Genomic DNA, 21,008 nt, shown 5'->3' with positions numbered 1-21,008 from the left:
CCAAGTCTTAAGACTTGGTAAGTCTGTTCAAGATCTACTCAAAACTTGGCACATTTACCCGAACACCGCCTTTCATGGCCGATTCGTGTGCACAAATGCCTGCGCAAGTGTAGTTCGCCGCCAATGCTGCATCCACAGCCGAATCGCGTCCTTCAACGATTGCTGCAACGAATTCCTGCACCAAATGCGGGTGCGATCCTCCGTGTCCTGCGCCTTGGAGGAAAGAAACGTGGTTTGGATCATCAATCTTTTCTCGTTTTGTAAAATGCTTGATCGGCTCAATCAGCAGTTCGTCTGTGTCGGGGACATCAATGCGTTTTGCATTTTCACCACCATCAAAAATGATATGACTTTCGTCCTGCAACTGCTCCCACTCGAAGGACATTTTGGTGCCGTAAACATCATAACTTTCGCGATATTGACGCACCACATCAAATAACGAACGCGTCGCTTCAGCAACAACATCCGAATTTTTCAATGTAAATGTAGCCGTTTCTACTGCAAACGGTGATCCATAACGACTTGCCAGATCATCACTCAATCGGCCGGAGCCATGGCAAACGACCGTTTCTGCAATGGTGTTGTTGATTTTCAAAAGCGGAGAAATGGCGTGCGTACCATTCAGCATGGGCGGGTAACCTTTCCAGTATTCGCCCCAACCTTCCATGCTCATATCCTGAATGTGCGAGCCACGAACAAACTGGATGCGACCCAGTTCGCCATTTTCGGCCAGCTTTAACCCATACAAAAACTCACGCGTGTAAAGTGCTGTTTCCATCATCATATACACTTTCCCTGAGCGGCGTTTCGCTTCCACAATTGCCGTGCAATCTTCCACCGTCATCGCCATGGGAATGGTGCAAGCCGTGTGTTTTCCTGCATTCAAAGACGCCAAGGTCATTTTCGCGTGCTCCGGAACGGGCGTCACAACGTGAATTGCATCCACATCGTCTCTCCCTGGAACGTCTTCAAAATTCTCAAAAACCAGGTTTGGGTCAAGGTTAAATTTGGCAGTCAGTTCGTCACGGGTTTCTTTGCTGCGCGTACAAATGCCTACGGCTTTGATGTTCGGGTGACTTTGGTAAATGGGGATAAATTCTTTTCCGAAACCCATTCCAACGATGACTACTGTGATTTGCGTCTGACTCATTGTGCTTGTTTGTTTAGTTGTGCTCCCCCGGGCTGAAGCCCAGGGTTAAAATAATGCTTTGTCCCTGACGGGACTTACCTTGGATCAATGCCAGTCCCGTCAGGGACGACCAATCCGACAGCTCTGGATTTCAATCCAGAGATAATTAATGGCCAGCAGCCCAGCTGATGGCATTTCTAAGAATAGTTTGATATGGCGCAATGGTGTGCGATGCGGCATCATGGCCCAATGCAATGCCCACAACCCTGCCTTTTGGATATTTTACAATGAAAATGCTTGGGAAAACTTTGTCGGAAGTGGCGGCTTTTGCGGTTGCCAGCACTTCGATAGGCGAGCCGGACTCGTCGGGAATTTGATAATACAATTCGTCGTCGAGGTGAAATGTTTCCGGGACATTCTTGGTTACCGGATGCTTTTTATTCGTGATTGTCACATCGAAAGGACCATATTTGTCATGCCCTTTTGAACCGCCGCCGACCAGTTTTTGATTGTATTCCGGCCAGTCTTTCCAGTTGTACCAAAGGGCAGGATGCGCAAGCACCAAACCTTTGCCTGCATCCACGAATGCAAATATCGCTTTGCGCGTTGCGTCATCAGCAATCGGCTGATTATTAGCCAGCAGGAGCACGTCAATGTCTTTAATTTTGGCCAAAATAGTCGTCGGATCACTTGTGTATTCTACTGTCGCCAGGCCGTCTTTTTGCAAAGTTTCTACGTCTGCACCTTTATACCATTTATCAAAATCATGAGAAGATCCGCCTCCGACGAGTAAAACGCGGATCGCTTTTTTTCCTGGATTAGCGGGCCCTGCATGAGCGCTCGTGACGGCAATGAGCAGGAGCAATGTCAGAAAAGTTCTAAAAATTGAATTTGTCATTTGAAAAAAATTAAAAGTTAAGCCAAGGATTCTAGGACATAAAAAATTCACTTCACAACCCGCATTATGCCATTCATTCCGCGCCAATGGCCTGGAAATGTGCAGACATACGTGTAATCTCCGGGTTCGTTTGGGACAGTGAATTCAAGCGAAATCGTTTCTCCGGAGTTGACTAATCTGGTTGCATATAACACTTCTGCAATTTTTGGAACATATTGTTTTTCAGCAGCTTTCGGGTCGCGCAGCATTTCGTCCGCCGCACTGCCAACTTTTTGCAAAGTGCCTGGTTTAATAATGACCAAATTGTGCTGCATGCCATCGGGATTTTCCAGGTTGATAACCACTTTTTGCCCGGCTTTCACAGTGAACTGCTTTTTATCAAATTGCATGATCTCCTTTTCCACTTTCAGCTCAATGACGGTCGCATTGGATGATTTCAAAGTGCTTGTCGTTGCGGCTTTTTTACTTGCATGCTCATTCGCATCACTTTCCGACGGTCGGTTTAGCTCCAATGATGCTTTTTGAAAATTGCCTGCAAATCCAAATTTACCCTCATAAGAACCGATCTTATCCTCTCCTTCCAGATCCTCGCCTGTCCGGACCGTGTTGCCTAAAGGCGTAGTGAAGAGCATATGCGCCTTGCCTCTCGCCGCCTCTTTGCCATCAACGGCTATGGTAATGTCACCGCTTTTGGTCAAACTGGCCACGACGTCAAACTTCTCTGGCAGCGGCTCATTTGTTACGGCCTGACTCAACGTTCCGTGCTGCTTGACGGCCATAATGAGCTTTCCGTCCTGAATGTATAAAGCATAACCACCATCTTTTCCTCCTTGTCCGGCAATGAAGCCTTGCAATGGTTTGTCTTTCGACTTGGTGATGCTGGCTTTAATGGTAATTTCCTTACCGGACACATCAGGCGGAAATTGGAGCGTATTTCTGCGGCCTAGCGGATACACTTCCCGGGAAAGTGCCTTGGTGACTTGTTCTGTAAATGTGGATTTTAACGACTGCTTTTGTGAAGCAGCCAAAAATCCTTTTTCATGGCTAATAGCGGCTGCCAATAATGCTTTGGACAGCCATGGATCTTTTGCATTCTGCTCATCTAATGCGGCGTGATTAACCGCTTCGCCCACTTTTTCCGAAGCCGGCAGATCGATCAATGCTACGAAAACACTCAAACGCGTATTCAAGTTGGCATCTTTCATGCCTTTTTGAAGCATTTCAAAACTTTGTTCATTTTTTGGCAAAACACTTGCTGCCGCTTTGCGAACGCCTGCTGCCGGATGCGTCAATGCCTTGTTTACAACTTGTAAAGCTTCAACATTTGACCCATCCAAGACGCCAAGTCCATGCAATGTCCATAATGCGTGCACGGCTGGACTGTTCAAACCGATTTCATCGACTTTCGGATTATTAATGATTTTGTAAAGATCAGGGACAACGGAAAGTTTTTTTGATTCTACCAAAAGCCGCTGGGCGGTCATGCGCCAGAACATGTTGTCATATTCCAAAGCGGCAACCAAGCCCGGCAAGTCGTCTTTTGACAATTTCATTGGCGACGTTTTCTTGCCGTTTTTGTAAACAACCCTGTAAATCCGGCCATGATTTAAATCGCGCATCGGGCTGCTGAATGCATTGCCCGGTCCGTGCGGCTGTTCTTTGAATGGCATAATGAACTCTGCGGGCGATTGTGCGGGCACAAATACATTGTGTTGAATGATGAAGTTATACCAATCGGCGATCCAGACGGCTCCGTCGGGTCCGGTTTCTGCTTGTACGGGACCAAACCATTCATCCGAGCTTGCCATAAAATTCCAGCCATCTTTTTCTTTAAAACCTGCTCCATCAGGTTCCAGAATTGCCTTATGCACGAGACGAATCGTGGGCTCCGTCACAAATGCAATGCGGTTCCAGTATTCCTTGGGAAAACTTCTTGCCGTATAAAAACGATGGCCGGCTGCGGAAGTGAAACCGCCGACAACATCGACCTGGCGTAAATTGGGCGTCACGGAATGTGCGTCATAATGTCCGTCAATTTTTTGAACAGCTAGAACCGGCGGCTGATCATCGCCAAGCGTGCGCTGCATATATTGGCCCGGCATCGAATAAAAGGCACTGTGGGTGTTGTTGGCGGTTGAGAGGAACACATTATTGTCTTCCGTTATGCCCAGCCCCCAGGTGTTATTGCTGCTGTTTCCCAGGAATGCAAACTCTTTTCCATCTGGTTTGAAATGATAAACCCCTTGCGGAAAGTTGAATTTTTTACCGTCGATCGTGCCATTGAAACCGGAGTAACCCAGCACGCCCCAGATTTTGTTATCAAAACCATATTGCAAGTTGGAAGGCCCGGCGTGCGTATCGTTTTTGCCCCAGCCGGTTATAATCACTTCGCGCACGTCAGCAATGTCGTCACCATTGGTGTCTTTCATAAAAATGAAGTCCGGCGCCATAGAAACAATGATCCCCCCATTTGAAAAAACCATGCTGGTAGGAATGTTCAGCTTGTCCGCAAAAACGGTGAATTTGTCAGCCTTTCCGTCGCCGTTGGTGTCTTCGCAAATCTTGATGCGGTCATTTGCAGCGCCGTCTGTTTCCTTAAAAGTGTTGGGATAATCCACCGATTCCACGACCCATAACCTGCCCTTTTCATCCCAAGCCATCGCAATGGGATTGGTAATGTCGGGCTCTGCGGCGAAAAGCTGTATTTCAAAATCGGCAGGAACTTGCGTAAGCTTGTTGGATTCGCTTGGTGAAAGCGATTCCTGCATCCTGTTGACGACATGTCTCTTCGTATATTTTGAAATCGTGTCGGATTGGTAAATGTCAACGTCCGGCAATTTCAATGCAGCAATTTCAGCCTTTACATTGTCGCCGATGGCCCATAAGACACCATTTCTTACCAAATCGAGAAAGCCTTTGTTAGTCCAGGTGCTGTCTTCATGACCATAAGCAGTGTAAAAAACACGACCTTTTCCTTCATTGCGCACCCACGTGTAAGGCTCATGCACATCACCTTCTACGCGCTCGCCCAAGACAGTTTTATCAGGATTCAGATTTTTGTGAACATAGGTTTCGTCCCAGGTTTCGAAGTCCGTAATGCCCTGCATTACAGGATGATCCGCTTTAAGGATCGTGTTTTTAAAACTGCCTGTTTTATGAGAAGCAAATTGTCCGCCGGTGGTTTTGATATACCAATTGGAATTCCTGAAACAGCCCGAAGCTGAATGTAGCGGAATGAGACCCTTGCCGCTTTCGACAAAGGCTTTCATTGCGCTTTCCTGTGCCGGCGACAGCGAATCGTGATTGGCGTAGATAATCAGGCCGTCGTATTTTTTAAGGTTTTCGGGATTAATGTCATTCAGGTCGGCGGTGTATGACATGTTGATGCCGCTTTTGAACAGTTTTACCGAAAGCCAGGGTGCATATTTTCCGGAATCGTGGTGTTTGCTGTTATGTCCAAGAAAAAGCACTTCTGCCCTTCTGCCTTTTGAAACACTTGATTTAACGCCAGAAGAACTTGTATCACGCTTTGCACACCCTAATGTCAATAACCCGATAAGCAATATTAAAATGTACTTCCTCATTAACTACGCTGTTTTGTTTTTTGGTCAAAATATTAAAAATCCACTTTCTGAACGGGCGAGAAGATCATGTCCTCTACATCTTTAATTTTGACCCCTATTCTTGCAAAAACATACTTTTGAGTGGGCACCAAAGCGGGAATATCGGTGGATAAGGCGATTGCGTTGAGGTTTTTGATGTCAGCACCGGCAATGTCGGTTACGCCCACATTGTTGGCGCGCGATACGAGCTGCGTTTTATTGATAAAGAGCGAAACGCGCTCAATATCTTTCGCATTGACACCAGAAATGATCTTTTCAAGTTTAAAAGTGGCAGCAACTTTACTCTCGCCTCCGTTGAATTGAGGCGTGCGGATCATATAGTAAGGCGTCACTTCCACGTCCACTTTCTGGTTTCCTTCGAGGCTAACGAAAAGCGTATCTTTTGCCGCAGCGTCCTTTTCCGTTGTCCTGAATGGCCCTCTCCCTTTTGGCACAACCAATTTGTATTTACCGTTAAAGAGCACCGCAGAATATGAACCGTCCTGATCCACCTGCGCATCTATGGCGGCAAGCTTACCAAAGCCCGGTTGCCACAATTGCAGCCTCACCTGGTTGTATTCGACGCCAATAGGCTCGCCATTGTAAACGATTTGGCCTGATAATGTCGACTTGGGCTCCGTAAAATTGTCCTTTTCACAAGCAGCAAAAAGGGCAATCAGGGCCAAAAGTGATAGAATATGAAATCTGATTTTCATGATATCGTATCTTTTGAATGTGATGATCTAGTGATTTGGGTTCCGGACGATCTTTGGATTATTATTAATGATGTCGTCCGCGATCAATGAGTAATAGTTGCCCAACTGAAAACGGTCGGCTCCGGTTACACGGCTTAGCTTCACAGGCTTGTAAATCCATTTTCCATTGTTGGGTGAAGACGGATCATACACTTTATAAGACCAAAGTCCCCACGGCTGCGTGTTTCTTTTGGTTGCTTTTCCAAGATCTTTTGACAAATCTGCGGCACTGATCGCGTTCCCGTCCATGACAATATGGGCGATCCTCCATCGCTGAATATCATAGTGGTAATGTCCTTCGAAAGCAAGCTCGACGCGGCGCTCGTGCGCGATTCTATCAAATGTAATTTCGCCTGCTGATAAAGGTTTCAAGAGTCCGGCTCGGGCACGCACCTGGTTCATATAACCTGCTGCAACTGCTGTTTGCCCCAATTCAAAAGCGGCCTCAGCTGCATTCAAAAGCACTTCGGCGTAGCGATAACGCACAAACCAAACTTCGCTGTTAACACCGCGCTGGCCTGATCCTACAACGGGATCGAGATATTTGCGGAGGTAAAATCCGGTCTGTGCCGTGAATTCGAAACCGTCGATTGGTCCGTCAAAGCCCACGACTTGTTCGGGGACGGTTTTGCCGGGTAAAGTTTTTTGCGCACCACGGTCATCGCCGCTTACAATGGAGCCATTGGCAAGTTGATAACCAGCCCAAACGTCAATGGTTCGGCCCTTGAAAGTTGTTCCCGGCAACATCACCGTTCCGGCAAGTCTTGCGTCGCGTCCTTCAAAAATGTCGGTTTGATTGGCATAATATAAAGGTGCACCTGCTGCATTGGTTGTTGGAATGCGCGCGAAAGTGTTATCCAGTTTCTCAAATGCTTCAACCAGGTTCAACGAAGGATTAATTCTGCCACCCTCCTCTTCCTCAGCACCATAACGCGGTTGGTTCCAGCCTGTAAAATAATGCACCTTGCCACTTTGCAACTTGAAATCCTCAGCGAAAATCACTTCCGAGTTGTTTGCTTTGTCATAAAAAATGCTTGCAAAGTTTTCTGATAAATCGGGCTTCTTGTTGTAAAGCGCATACGCACCCGCCGAACCGCTGATGATTTCCTTGGCCGCGCTTAATGCTTTGGTATAATAACCTGTTGCCAGATTTGCAGGAATCCCAACCTCTCCGCCAGGCAATGAAACCGAAGGTGTGTTGACGCCATATTTGGCAATTGATCCGGCATAAAGCGCCGCTCTGGCTTGCATAGCCAATGCTGCTGCCTGGGTAACTCTCGACTTTTCCGCTGCATTGACGGGAAGCTTAGACTTAATTTCCTCTGCTTCTTTGATCACAAAATCATAAATTTCTGATTCTTTGGCACGTGCATGCTGCAGATAAGTGGGATCGCCGCTGAAATCGTATGTCATTGGCTCTAAGATCAATGGCACGCCGCCCATGCGTTTTACCAATTCGAAATAATAGGAAGCGCGCAGAAATCTCGCTTCTGCCAAATAACGATCGCGGACAGCCGGTGACAGCTTTTCTGCTACGGTGCATTTTTGGATAAATAAATTCATTTCGCGGATGTAACCATAATCCCAAATAGACCATGTGTTAAAATCCCATCCGCTGTTTTGAAACTCATTATAACGGCCGGCTTCGGACCAGAATGCTTCGTTGAAATCCGCCATCCGTGTCCAGCCCGGCAACGTGGTCAATCCCGGGCGTGGGAAGTCTTTGAAATTGGAAAGATCAACATATCGGTTGTATAAATTTCCCAAAAGGGATAACACTTGCCCTTCATCGCCCCAAACCTGTTCTTCGGTGAGAATGTTTGTTGGCGGGCGGTTCAAAAAATCGTCGTCGTTGCAGCCCCAGCTAAGCAAAAGCATTAAAAACACTGTTATATTAAATATCTTTTTCATTGCTCGTTACTGATTTACTAGATTGAAAGATTGATCCCAACATTGACAAACTTGTTTTGCGGATATTGCAAACCATTGTCGTCTGCAACCTCAGGATCGATTCCATATGATTTCAGGTTGTCAATGGAGAACAGGTTGTAGCCGTTGATGTAGACTCTTGCGCGTTGCAGCTTCACTTTTTCCAGCAATGTTTTAGGCAAAGAATAGCCGAGCTCAATGGTTCTTGCGCGTAGATATTTCACGTTATGCAGCCAAAAAGTGGAGTTTTTGTTATAATTGCTGTGTCCGCCGTCATTGTAACGCAAAGCCGGATATTTTCCCGGAATCCATTCACTGTTAAGATCAAACGGATCGGCGCGATGCCAGCGATCGAGGAAAATCTTATTTAAAGCGCCGTCATTCTGGTAAGCCCATCTTTGTTCCCAGTTCTGGTTCCAGGAATACATTGCGCCTCCCGAAAAGTCTGCATTGAATGAGATTCCTCTCCAAGTTACAGCGAAATTCAAACCAAAATTAATGTTCGGCTGACCGTTCGTTGTGTAACCAATGGGCCTTTCGTCCAGGTTGTTGATGACATTATCATTGTTTATATCCTTGTAAATCAAGTCGCCGGGAAGTAATGTGCGGTTGCCCTGTCCATCGATATTAACCGGATATTCATTAATCTGCTGCTGCGACTGAAACTGCCCCAGCGCCTCATATCCCCAGAAAATATTGCTATATCGTCCTTCGTTCGAGTTCCTGTATTGATCCCAGGAATTGTTGAAAATCGGCTTATAGGACGAGATGAATTTGGTGCGCGAAAACGAAACGTTTCCTCCTATTGAATAACCAATATCACCTGATTTTCCATTGTAAGTCAATGCTGCTTCCCATCCGGCCTGTGAATCGCTGTTCACGTTTTCATCTGGCAAACTGTAACCTAACTCACTGGGAACCAACAGGTCATATTTACGCCCTAGCAAACCGGTCCTTAACCGATAAAAGTAATCAACAGAACCGGTGAGCTTTGTTCCCAACAATGAAAAGTCAGCACCAACGTCTGTGATCTTGCTTTTGAACCAAGATATATTATTGATAATCTGACCCTTATCACGAGAAGTCACCACTGCGGTTCCGCTTAGGATCGCATTGCCCTGGTTGTAATTATAGCCAGGCAAATAGGCGTATGGACTCAAAGGCTGATTGGGATCATTGTTAAATAGAATGTTGTCATCTCCCAAAATCCCATATGAACCGCGGAGTTTCAAATCATCCAGAATGCTGTGAGAGCCGAGCAAGTTTTTTACGAACTGCTCCTCCGTAAGCCGCCATCCCACGGAAGCGGATGGAAAGTAACCGACCCTGCGATCCGGCGCAAACTTCCACGAAGCATCTCTTCTTGCAGATAATTCAACATAATATTTGCCGGCATAATCATAATTTACCCTACCGATATACCCTATACGCGCAAGCTGATTATCCTTATCATCGTAAGTGTCCATTGTTGCGAAATACATCAGCGGGAGGACGTTGGTTTTTGGAACTGAATGCGCCCATTGTTCCTGATCGCGTTCTTCCTGCCGCTCCGCTACGAAAGTGGCCCCTACTGTGCTTTTGCCAAATGTGTTATTGTAATTCAACTGGCCCTGATACACATTGCGCATTATCTTTTGCGTCCGGCGCTCGCGCCACGGGTTGGTGCTGCCACCGGTTGCTTTGTAACTTTCATCTGTCGGATTGTATGTGTATGCCACATAAGTGTATTCATGCCCATTCAGCACGCGGTCACCGATGTAATAAGAATACATTCCTTTGGCAACCAAGCCTTTAACACCGGGAATCTTGTATTCCGCAGTCATGTTTGTTTGCAAAACGCGCCAGATGTCAGTCTGATAACCGCCTAGTTTTTTATTGTTGTAAGCCCAGTTGGTCTCATTATGCTTGATATCATTGAGATACAATGGGTTATCATTGGCATAAGGCCTTTCAAATGGTCTGTTTCTTAAAATTGCAAAGCGTGGAAGCCAGTAATCGTCCCCACCAGGAATGCCGGGCTGGTCCCTGGTTTCTATCCGACCATTGATTTGCACACCCACTTTCAAATCGTCCGTTATCTTGGCGTCGACATTGCTTTGCAGGTTATTTCTTTTAAATGTAAACTCACGGCCCAAAACCGAATTCTGGCTCAGGCGCGTTGCTGAAATGTAATAGGAAATTTTATCAGACCCGCCCGTCATATTCAGGTTTACGGATGAAAGCGGCGAGTTCTTTTTTACAATAAAATCTTTCCAGTTGAAGCTCTGATAACCCATCTCAGTACCAGCCTTATATTTGTCCAGTTCCGACTGCGTGATGGACGTTTTGCCATATTGATTCATTTCCGCTTCTGCTTTTCCCAGCATCCATTGATACGAGTCGTTGACTACATTCGGGAACCGTGACCAGTTTTGCCAGCCCGTGTAAGCATCCAGGTTGATCGTATTTTTTGTTCCGTTTTTTCCTTTTTTAGTTGTTACAACCACAACGCCATTTGCTGCACGAACACCGTAAATCGCCGCAGAAGCGTCTTTTAACACCGTAATGCTTTCGACATCATTGGGTGAGATGTTGTTAAACTGTGCCGCATCCTGCTGAATGCCATCAATTACAAAAAGCGGGTTTCCCATGTTTCGGATTTGCACTGTCGCGCTTGCGCCGGGACGACCGTCTGGCATTCTGAATGTTACGCCCGGGATTTTTCCAGCTAAGCCAGAACTCACGGTTGAACCGCCATGCACGCGATCGAGATCTTTGCTGGTGACCGTGGCAATTGCTCCTGTAAGCGATTCCTTCTTTTGCGTTCCATAACCGACAACAACGACTTCTTCCAGTGATTTGTCATCCACTTTCAATGTTGCGTCAAAGGCATTTTGAGAGCCTGTCACCAAGGCTTCCTGAGATAAAAAACCAACAAATGAGAATATTAAGGTCGTTTCCCCATCCGGGACTGTAATTGAATATTTCCCTTTTTCATCGGTTAATGTTCCAGTTTGCGTGCCTTTCAACACAACGCTTACGCCCGGTAAGCCTGCTCCCGACTCTTCCTTAACTGTTCCGGTGATCGTTTTATCAACCGTGGAAGTTTGTGAAACCGCTGGCGCAGCTTCGGCCGTGTTTGCAGTAATCTTTTCTGGCTGGTTATCAGGCTTGATAACAATGAGGTTATTTTTCGCCTTATAATGCAGCTCCATGGGTTTCAAAAGTGCATCCAAAACATCCGCCAACGCACCGTTTTGTGCTCTTATGGAAGCTTTCCTATCGGCTTGGATCAATTTGGAACTGAACACAAACTTCACATTGGTCTGTTTTTCCAGCTGTGCAAGGATCTTTTTGATGTCCTCGTTCTGGATGTCAACCGTAACTTTCTGACTCAATGCAGATTGAGCCCTCCCATCATGTGCCCATGAAATGCCTACGAAAAGGCCTGCCAGGATGCATTGAATGAATGTTATTCGCATGAGCGTGATTAGAAAGTCTTCAAGTCGTCGAACTTTTTTCATATTTTTGAATGAATTTGTTGGTTAAGGAGATTATTCAACGAAATCTTCCCCTGCATCCCCCACAAAAGTGGATGTAAAGTAATGTCAGTTACTTCGGGAAACTTTGAGATCAGTCATGCTGGAACATGGCTGGTCTTTTTTTATGTCAAAACGGATAGGTTTATGTCATAAGCACCTGCTTTTTAGGTTGAAAAGTTTGATGATTTATCCGGCAATTATCTAATATATAGCGCTTTGTAATCAATTTATAATCACTTGCAACCCTTTCCAACGATAGAAACCAGGTTGTCATTGATTTCATATTCAGCATCCAATGCATTGCAAATCGCTTCGAGCTTCTCTTTAAATGGCTGACCGATAAGTGTCGCATTCAATGTGCAATTGCCCATTTGCACTTTATCATAGCTGATTTGAACATTGTAGGCAATTTCCATTTTCCTGAAAACCTCGTGAACAGGCGTTTCGTCAAAGACGAATTCCTGCCTTAAAATGTCCATATCTCCGGTTTCCAGCACTTGCGCACTCAGCTTGGTAATCTTTCCACTCTCTTTTGAAAATGCGATCCGCTGATCCTGGCTTAATGTGATCCCGGTCAACTCCTGCTTGTCGGACTCTTCTTCTATTTCTTTTTTGTCAAGATTATTGATGGAAAAAACTGAAACTGTTCCTGTTTTCACTTCCACACGAATATCCTTATTGGCTTCCGAAGCATCGATCATGAAGCTGGTTCCCAGCACTTTGGTCGCCAGTCCATAGCTGTAAACCAGGAACGGTTTTTCCTTATTTTTAACAATCTCAAAGAACGCCTTTCCGGTTAAGGCAACCTCTCTCCGTTTTGCATTGACCGCTTCCGAATAACTTAGTCTTCCCCCAGGCTGCAAAACAACCGAACTGCCGTCTGTCAAAAGGATCATCATTGGCTTGTCGGAATCATTGTGCCGCTGAATGATCTTGTCAGTCTTTAAATCCTGCATTGCGGCTAGATTAGGAGCCTTTCCACTAACACTTTGCTTGTAATAAAACCAGTAACTCACCGATCCAATGCTCAAAATCAATGCTGCCGAAGCGGCAACCCGCATCCACCGCCAGCCAGAAATCATCCTGCCCTTTGCGGGTTCTTCAATGGCTAGCGATTCATTTTCTGCCTCATGCATGCGGCTTTCAACTGCATTCCACATGCGGTCGCTTTGCTTTTTCGTTGGTTGATCGCGACCCGTGTCTTTGGCCAGCAGGATCACATATTCCCTTGCAGCCTCAACTGTCTGTTTTTTATCCGGATTATTTTCCAGAAATGTCTGCCATCTTTTTTCATTCGATGCGTCCGGGCGCATGACCCATTCGATAAATTCGTCACTTCGGATCAGCTCTGTCAGAGCGTAAGGGTCATGCTTCATATCAACGGGATGCAAGAATGTCTTTCAAAAAGAAAGAGCATGGAAATCGTCAAATGACCCCTCGGAAATTGAATTATTTTGAAGAAAAGTTTTAAAAAACTCCTAACAGGCAGAAGATGAGGCTAGATATTATTAAAATCTGCCGGTTGTGCCGAAGTGAAGTAAGCGCTTTATAAATAAAATTACGGACTGATTTCTCACTTACACCCATAATTCCAGCGATCTCTTCAACCGAGAAATCATCAAAATAGCGCAACGTAAGCGCTTCAACCTGGCGCTGCGGAAGTTGGGAAAGTAAGTTTTGAATCTGCTTTGCACGTCTGGATGCAGATTCTACATCAATCAGAATCGTTTCCGAATTTGCAGGATTGGCGGGCGTTTCGTTTTCGGTCAGAAAAGCAATTTCTTCCGTCACCGGGAATTTGTCCTGCGCTAGATGAATCCGCCTCCGGAGAGCCCGATAGAGGTAAAATTTTACCGAAGTTACATTGTCCGTGAGATTGTTACGCAATCGCCAGACATCGATAAAAACATCTTGAACGGCGTCTTCTACAATCGCAGAATTGGAAGTCAGTTTGCTTCCATAGTTGTAAAGCGTGCGGTGATATCTTTCAAAGATGATGGTAAACGCCTGCTCATCTCCCTCACGAATTCGCTGCCAAAGCTGCTGGTCCGTTTTTTCTCCTGCTAAGACGTCAAAATTGATCACCGCTGAGTCTGTTTTACTAACACGGCATAAAGCTAAATAAATATCCTTAAAATACTATTTGAATTAAGCGCTTTTACACTTGTTACAACAGTTGAGAATAAAAAAAGCGCAGAGCCCTTATGGCCTGCGCTTCTGCATATGCATTTATAATTTTAATTACAGGCTGGCTTTAATATCAAGGACAAAGTCGAGAGGGACATCCAATAATTCAGCTATTTCATCAAGACTGAACCGGTTCGTTATCAGCAAGCTTTTCGCAAAAGCGCTATTCTTTTCTAAAATAGCTTCTTCTTTCGCTTCCTCTCTTGTAATGTAGATTACTGCTTCATCCATTCCCATGTTCGTGTATGTTTTGAGTTTTAAATTGTTAATTTCTTTGTTAAACAAGGTTGTTAATTGTTGATCATTCAAGATCACATAAAATTTCAAAAAATCGATCAGCTTTCCAATTTTATGTTTTGGAACATTTCGCGCGAGCAGTCTTCTTGCGATTTGAAGCTTCAAATCAAACAGATCCTGATCATACAGTTGCTTGCTTTTGAGTGCGAGCTTGACAGTCGTAATGACATGAGCAAACACATTATCACTTTCCGCCAGCTTGCGATCGCATTGATCAAGGACTTTTAGAATGTTATACTCAAATCTAAGTGAAGTGCCGAGAAATGATTGCTCGAAACAGTTCGGATAGTAATTCATATTATCATCTGTCAAAATCGCCAAAGCTGTTGTGCGCTTTCGATATTTGTCCCAAATGCGATAATAATAAGTAAACATGCGATCGGCAAAGGAATGGTCAATATAACCCTGCACCTCAATGTGCACGAGGATCCATTGCTCGTTTCCGTCCTTCGTAAAAACCTTGACGAGCTTGTCGACAAACTTGCTTGCATATTGATTGTCTTCTGGCGGGAAAAGCTGTTCGAGCTCCTTGTCCAGATATTCGAAGTCTTTTGAAAAATCAAATAATGCATCGGCTTCGGGGAAGAAGAATCTTAAAAAGTCTTCAAATGTTTCTTCCAGTATTGACTTCCAGAGTATGTCGTTTCTTTTCACAAAAAATGAGGATGTTAGGACATTGATACGTCCTTACATCCTCATGGTCACTTGTATCAAAAAATATTTAAATATTCCCTAGTTCAAAAACAAGCTTTTCTACTGCGTCATAAGAAGTTGCGGGGAAATTGGCGATGCGCAATTGTGACGCCTTAAACTCTCCGTACCCACTTCCGATCACCATTCCTTTTTCCTTAACCTTCTTGATAATGTCCACAGAAGGCGCTTCCACATTCGCAACAATTACAGTTTGCGAACGGTTTGGAATCGCCTTCACGAATGGAGAAAACCCGGCAGTTTTATCAATGAAATCGTAGATCAAAGCTGCCTTTAATTCCGTTTCCTTTCTAATTTCAGCGACGCCTATTTTGTTAAAATCTTCGGCAATTTTACCCAAAAGATAAATTCCCATCACATTAGGTGTTGCGGGCGTCTCGTTATTCAAGGCATTTTTCCAAAGCGTTGGCAAGTCGTTATGGGCGCCAATCGAAAACTGGGTTTTGATCTGCTTCGCCTTTTCAAGACACTTTTCACTCACAATCCAGACGCCTAGTCCCGCTGGCAAACCAAATGCTTTTTGAACAGAAAAAAATGCGTTATCAATTAGCGAATAATCCAAAGCGGGATAAGGCGCTGACGACACCATATCAACAGCAATGAGCTTGTCAGGATGTTTTTGTTTAAGCTTATGGATCTCATTAACAGGCATTTGCACACCTGAACTGGTCTCATTATGTGTTACGCAAATCAGCTCTGCGTATTCAGGAACTTCAATTTCTGCTGCGGTGAAGCCTTCGCCCATTGGCTTCTCAAAGTTGTGCGCATATTTGTTCAATGCTGTCGAATACTCGCAAAACTTTTTGGAAAACGAGCCATTCACCAAATGAAAGCTTTCCAGCTCCACACAACTGAATAAAATGCGCTCCCAAGCTTCCGAAGCTGATCCCAGAAACATAATTTGATGCGAATCTGGCACATTCAAGAGAATGCGCAGCTGATCCACAGTAAATTTGTGCAAATCGCGATATTGCTGGCTGCGATGCGATATCGCTCCCAATTGATTGCTCACGAACGCTTGTAAATGCTGTTCAAAAGTCGGGTATAATTGAGCGGGTCCTGGCGTAAAGAAGGTTAACATTTATGAATGGTTGAATGACCGACCGGATCGCCGGCGCGATGAGTGAATGATTTTCGGATTGTCTGTTAACTCAATACAACATTCTGAACCTGATTGTGCCTTCGATGTCTTTCACTTCCTGTATGAACTCTTCGGTGTAATCCTTTGCAATGTCGACGATTACATAACCGATATGCTCGTTTGTTTTCAAATATTGGCCCGTAATGTTGATATTGTTTTTGCCAAAGATATGGTTCAACTTCGCCAGAATCCCCGGAACATTTGCGTGAATGTGCAGCAGTCTGTGTGAATCTTTCAGCTTTGGCAACTGCACTTCCGGGAAGTTGACGCTTCCGTAAGAACTGCCGTTATTCATGAATTCGAGCAATTTAGATGGCACAAAATGACCAATATTTTCCTGCGCTTCCTCCGTGCTTCCGCCAATGTGTGGCGTTAAGATCACGTTGGGAAGTCCCCTCAGCTCACTTTCAAAAACCTCATCATTGGTTTTCGGCTCTTTCGGGAACACGTCTACGCCAGCGCCAGCGACTTTTCCACTTTTCACAGCATCAGCCAACGCTTCAATATCCACCACATGCCCACGGGAAAGATTCAGGAAAATAACGCCTTTTTTCATCAGGTCAAATTCACGCTTTCCAATCAGGTTCGTGTTTTCTTTACGGCCATCCACGTGCATGCTGATCACATCGGAAATTGCCAAAAGCTCTTCCAAAGTGTTCACTTTTCTTGCATTTCCAAGAGAAAGCTTTTCCACTGAATCATAAAAATAAACTTCCATTCCCAACGCTTCGGCAACGACAGAAAGTTGGGTCCCAATGCTTCCATAACCCACCATGCCGAGTTTCTTGCCACGAACCTCAAAACTTCCGTTTGCAGACTTATCCCAAATTCCCTGATGCAGCTGATTGCTTTTCCCAACAATGTTACGAATCAGCATAATCATCTCGCCCACAGCAAGTTCGACAACCGAACGTGTGTTGCTATATGGTGCATTGAAAACGGCAATTCCTTTTTTCGCAGCTTCTTCAAGGTCAATCTGATTGGTGCCAATACAAAATGCGCCAATCGCCATTAGACGGTTCGCATTGTCCAGAACGCGCTTGGTAATGTTAGTCTTGGAGCGAATTCCAATGATTGAAACATCCTTAATGCGCTCGCAAAGCTCATCTTCGTCCAATGCGCCTTTGACAAATTCCACATTAAAACCTTGCTCTTCAAATGCGCGAAGTGCTGCAGGATGCACGTTTTCAAGCAAAAGCACCTTAATCCGGCTCTTCGGATAAGACTGGCTTCTGCTCATTTTATTATCATATAAAAAATCATCGAAAGAAGTCGCAATGTGATCCGCAACGGCCATAACACGCGGACGCTCCACATTTTCTGTAAATGCATAGAAGCGGCTCGCCAGTCCCGATTCCTTTAACTCATAGTCCGTATAACCATCCCCAATAGCATAAACGTCGCCTGACAAATTCAGTGATGACAGCAACTTGATCTTTCCGCCGTCCGTCGACAAAACATTTTCTTCATCAATTCCGACAATATTTCCATCGTAGTCAAACACAAATTCATTGGCATAAACGTGATCCGGATGAATGCCTAATTCTGTGGCAACCGGCACGATAAACTCTTTAAATCCGCTAGAAACGATGAAAATGTGATCGGCGTTTTCCGTGAGAAACTGCCTGTTGCGCTGAAATGAATCAGAAACTTTGGTTTTCAAGAAAGCGATCAGTTCTTCAATGTCGGAGCGATTGGCTTGCAAAAGCGCGATTCGCTGACGCAATCCATCAGCAAACGACATTTCGCCGTTCATGCCCTTATTCGTCAGATCTATTATCTTCTGAACAATCTGATCACGTTCCGGATGGCCTTTGAGGGCTATCGCTGCCAATTCATCGAGCCCTTCAACTTTCGTAAAAGTGCTGTCAAAATCAATGATAATGTACGGTGATGGATTAAGTGTTAATGTGGACATGAAGCGGGAAATAACTGAATATTAATCGGTTAAATAGAATTGGTGTTAACGGACGCAAAATTACAAATCTGAAACATACGACACTAACAAAATAATCTCAGAATCAGTTTTATCACAAAAGAAACTCCAAAGCACGGTTTTCGGACCAATAAACGCCATTATGAAGCGTGGCAGGCCTAAATCCACAATGACCGCCGTCCTGGGTTGCAACGAGGCAGACGTGTTCGTGGGCTTTCAGTTCTTCTAGCGGCAAACTTTGATATGGCACGATCGGATCGTTTTTGGCATTGATAACCATCGTTGGAATGATAATGTCTTTAATAAAGAATTTGGAGCTGCACGATTCGTAATAATGGTCCGCACTGGTGAATCCATGCAGCGGCGCAGTGAAAATGTGATCGAAGTCATACAGCGTCCGCACGAGTTTTTGATCGCTTACATTGATCCTGTCCGGGAAATGCGCTGCCTTTGCATTCACCTTTGGTCTTAAAGATTTGAGAAACCGCTGCATGTAAACCTTATTCTCCGGCTGAATGATGGACAGGCTGCAAGCGCGCAAATCCATTGGAACGCTAAAAACCAGCGCCTTACTTATTCTTTTGTCAAGAGCAGAGCCCGACTCGCCAAGATATTTAAGCGTAAGATTGCCGCCCAGGCTAAAACCGATCAAGTGAATTTGATTATAATCCCGTTCTAACGCATGCTGAATGATCAGATCCAAATCCTCGGTGGCGCCGCTGTGGTAAAACCGCGCTGTCTTATTCATCTCGCCTCCGCAACCACGGAAGTTCCAGGCCAGACAATCGAATCCATGCTGGTTCAAAAGCCTGACCATTCCCAGAATATATTGCCGCGTGCTATTGCCTTCCAGCCCGTGGGAGAGGATCACAAGTCGCCTGGTTTTAGGCTTATTTGCGTAAGACCAGTCCAGATCCAGAAAATCTTCATCAGGCGTTACAATTCTTTCTCGGGAATAATTTACACCGCTAATCTTGCGAAATAATGCAGGGTAAATACTCTGCAAATGTCCGTTTGGGAGCCAGTAAGGGGATATTCTTGCGGTATGTTCTATTAAGGGCATGCGACAAAGTTGATTCAATTAACTAGAATAATTCTAAGCGTTTTTTAATTTTTCTCTTGCATTTATATTTTTTCTGTATACATTTGGTTTTTAAAAATATAAGATCAATACTAATGGCAGAAGGTACAGTAAAGTTTTTCAATGACTCCAAAGGATTTGGATTCATCCAACCATCAACTGGTGAAAAGGACATTTTCGTTCACGTTTCAGGTCTTCAAGACGACATCCGTGAAAATGACAAAGTTTCCTACGACGTAGAAAATGGAAAAAAAGGTCTGAATGCAGTTAACGTTCGCGTTATCTAAGTTTAGTCATAATAAGACATTTCGAAAGCATGCTGTACTGCATGCTTTTTTTATGCCCTTTCCACTCACTTCTGTTTGTTCATTTTTCCGAACGCTGTTTAAATTCTACATTTAAAGGCTTTTAACGCATTATTAATGCGCCGCTCGGCCGGATCTTCAAACTATCGCGCAATTTCTATTTTATACTTTTTGCCTTTCATTTTCTCCGTTGCGATTAATTGAAGCATTGCCTTAGCTTTTTCTCTTTTTACGGCTGCAAATGAAATATTATCCTTAACCTCGATAAGGCCCAGGTCCTGCTTTTCCAGCTTGCCTTTTTGAAGCAGAAAGCCCACAATGTCCATCTTATTAAGCTTGCTTTTCTTTCCGCCGCTGATATAAATTGTGACCCAATCCGGCACTGGCGGCGCTGCCAACTTCGCTGGCAGGTCAAGCACTTTTGGTCTGGTTGTAATGTAATCAGGAAGTTTTTCGTCTTTTGAGAGCAAAATATATGCAGTTCCTTCTGCCAGCATGCGCGCTGTTCGCCCGTTCCTGTGTGTAAATTCGTCACCTTTCATTGGCAACTCAAAATGAATGACGTGCTTCATATCCGGAATGTCGAGCCCGCGCGCGGCGAGGTCGGTTGCCGCCAGGAACAAAACTGAGCCGTTGCGAAAACGAATTAAAGTGCGCTCACGATCTTCCTGTTCAAGCTTGCCGTGAAAAAAGGCACAATCGATGCCTTCTTCGTTTAAAACGGCGCTAATGCGCTCAACGGAATCTCTTTGGTTGCAGAAAATTAATGTGGATTCGGCGCCTAAAAAGCTGATCAGCTTGACCAGCGTCGTCATTTTATCTTTTTGATCCGATAAAACCTGCACCAATGTCAGCCCGGCACTTTTGTTTCGGTTTGTGACGAAATCAATGGTAACGGGCTCCTTAATGTTTGTAAATGGAGGAATTTTAGAGGTTGTGGCAGAAACGAGGACCTTCTTTTTCAGGTTACGCATGTTCCTGATAATGTCGGCCATTTCTTCCTGAAAACCCAATTCAAGAGATTTATCAAACTCATCCAAAACGAGCGTTGCAATATGTCTGCCCGAAAATGAATCTCTGCGAATGTGGTCTAAAATGCGGCCTGGCGTTCCGACGATCAGTGCTGGCGCTTCAACCAGACTCCTTATTTCCGTCTGCATATCATGCCCGCCATAGCAGCAAGTCACTTTGAAACCGGTCGACATTTTTTTCCAAACCTGTTCAATTTGAAGCGCAAGTTCCCGCGTGGGCACAATGACTATGCATTGCACATGGGCGACGTCGGGCTTTAAAACGGACAAAAGCGGAAGGAGAAAGGCAAGCGTTTTTCCTGAGCCGGTCGGCGCCAGGAGCACCACTTCATTATGTTCCTGAATAGCCGCATTGGCTTGCTGCTGCATTTCATTAAGCTCAGTAATTCCCAGCCCAGCAAGATTTATTGTAATATTTTCCGGATTTGTCATGGCCAAAGATAACGGTTAACAAGGATTAAATCCTGGCCATTACAAAATCCAGG

The 21,008-nt window shown here is 44.9% G+C and carries 14 protein-coding genes; 1 reads left to right on the top strand and 13 read right to left on the bottom strand.

The genetic code is table 11. From position 1 onward, the window contains the following. Window positions 1-34: 34 nt before the first annotated feature. The 12 genes from LZG73_RS09250 to LZG73_RS09195 form a co-directional block, all read right to left on the bottom strand. A complete protein-coding gene (locus tag LZG73_RS09250) occupies window positions 35-1,150 on the bottom strand; it encodes a Gfo/Idh/MocA family protein (protein WP_233847973.1) in 1,116 nt (371 codons plus the stop codon). Window positions 1,151-1,295: 145 nt separating this feature from the next. Then, window positions 1,296-2,027, bottom strand: a complete 732-nt coding sequence (locus tag LZG73_RS09245; protein ID WP_233847972.1) for a ThuA domain-containing protein — start codon at window positions 2,025-2,027, stop codon at window positions 1,296-1,298. A gap of 47 nt (window positions 2,028-2,074) precedes the next feature. Further along, on the bottom strand, window positions 2,075-5,611 hold the full coding sequence (locus tag LZG73_RS09240; RefSeq protein ID WP_233847970.1) for a PVC-type heme-binding CxxCH protein: 3,537 nt from the start codon (window positions 5,609-5,611) through the stop codon (window positions 2,075-2,077). Between the two features lie 32 nt (window positions 5,612-5,643). Beyond that, the gene (locus tag LZG73_RS09235; protein WP_233847964.1) at window positions 5,644-6,345 is read right to left on the bottom strand and encodes a DUF3823 domain-containing protein; all 702 of its coding nucleotides are present in this window, start codon (window positions 6,343-6,345) and stop codon (window positions 5,644-5,646) included. A 27-nt stretch (window positions 6,346-6,372) separates the two neighbouring features. Then, window positions 6,373-8,295, bottom strand: coding sequence for a RagB/SusD family nutrient uptake outer membrane protein (locus LZG73_RS09230; RefSeq protein ID WP_233847962.1), 1,923 nt, complete (start codon window positions 8,293-8,295; stop codon window positions 6,373-6,375). Window positions 8,296-8,312: 17 nt separating this feature from the next. Next, the gene (locus tag LZG73_RS09225) at window positions 8,313-11,816 is read right to left on the bottom strand and encodes a TonB-dependent receptor (RefSeq protein ID WP_233847961.1); all 3,504 of its coding nucleotides are present in this window, start codon (window positions 11,814-11,816) and stop codon (window positions 8,313-8,315) included. Between the two features lie 251 nt (window positions 11,817-12,067). Next, the gene (locus LZG73_RS09220) at window positions 12,068-13,210 is read right to left on the bottom strand and encodes a FecR family protein (protein ID WP_233847960.1); all 1,143 of its coding nucleotides are present in this window, start codon (window positions 13,208-13,210) and stop codon (window positions 12,068-12,070) included. Between the two features lie 91 nt (window positions 13,211-13,301). Beyond that, window positions 13,302-13,919: an RNA polymerase sigma factor gene (locus LZG73_RS09215; protein WP_233847957.1), complete on the bottom strand. Its 618-nt coding sequence runs from the start codon at window positions 13,917-13,919 to the stop codon at window positions 13,302-13,304. A gap of 156 nt (window positions 13,920-14,075) precedes the next feature. Then, window positions 14,076-14,972, bottom strand: a complete 897-nt coding sequence (locus LZG73_RS09210; protein WP_233847955.1) for an Rpn family recombination-promoting nuclease/putative transposase — start codon at window positions 14,970-14,972, stop codon at window positions 14,076-14,078. Between the two features lie 67 nt (window positions 14,973-15,039). Next, window positions 15,040-16,110, bottom strand: a complete 1,071-nt coding sequence (locus tag LZG73_RS09205; RefSeq protein WP_233847953.1) for an aminotransferase class V-fold PLP-dependent enzyme — start codon at window positions 16,108-16,110, stop codon at window positions 15,040-15,042. 70 nt (window positions 16,111-16,180) lie between these two features. Next, on the bottom strand, window positions 16,181-18,088 hold the full coding sequence (serA, locus tag LZG73_RS09200) for a phosphoglycerate dehydrogenase (protein ID WP_233847947.1): 1,908 nt from the start codon (window positions 18,086-18,088) through the stop codon (window positions 16,181-16,183). 112 nt (window positions 18,089-18,200) lie between these two features. After that, window positions 18,201-19,169 carry a YheT family hydrolase gene (locus tag LZG73_RS09195; protein ID WP_233847945.1) on the bottom strand — a complete coding sequence of 323 codons (969 nt, stop codon included), beginning with the start codon at window positions 19,167-19,169 and terminating at the stop codon, window positions 18,201-18,203. A 113-nt stretch (window positions 19,170-19,282) separates the two neighbouring features. On the opposite strand from LZG73_RS09195, the gene LZG73_RS09190 reads away from it, so the two are divergent. After that, window positions 19,283-19,474, top strand: a complete 192-nt coding sequence (locus tag LZG73_RS09190) for a cold-shock protein (RefSeq protein ID WP_026630672.1) — start codon at window positions 19,283-19,285, stop codon at window positions 19,472-19,474. A gap of 161 nt (window positions 19,475-19,635) precedes the next feature. On the opposite strand, the gene LZG73_RS09185 is transcribed toward LZG73_RS09190, so the two are convergent. Then, window positions 19,636-20,955, bottom strand: a complete 1,320-nt coding sequence (locus LZG73_RS09185) for a DEAD/DEAH box helicase (protein WP_233847940.1) — start codon at window positions 20,953-20,955, stop codon at window positions 19,636-19,638. Window positions 20,956-21,008 lie beyond the last annotated feature (53 nt).

The organism is Dyadobacter sp. CY326 (genome assembly GCF_021390515.1).
Classification (GTDB): Bacteria; Bacteroidota; Bacteroidia; order Cytophagales; family Spirosomataceae; genus Dyadobacter.
The sequence above is the reverse complement of the archived record's forward strand: the minus strand, read 5'-3'. Positions and strand labels throughout refer to the sequence as shown.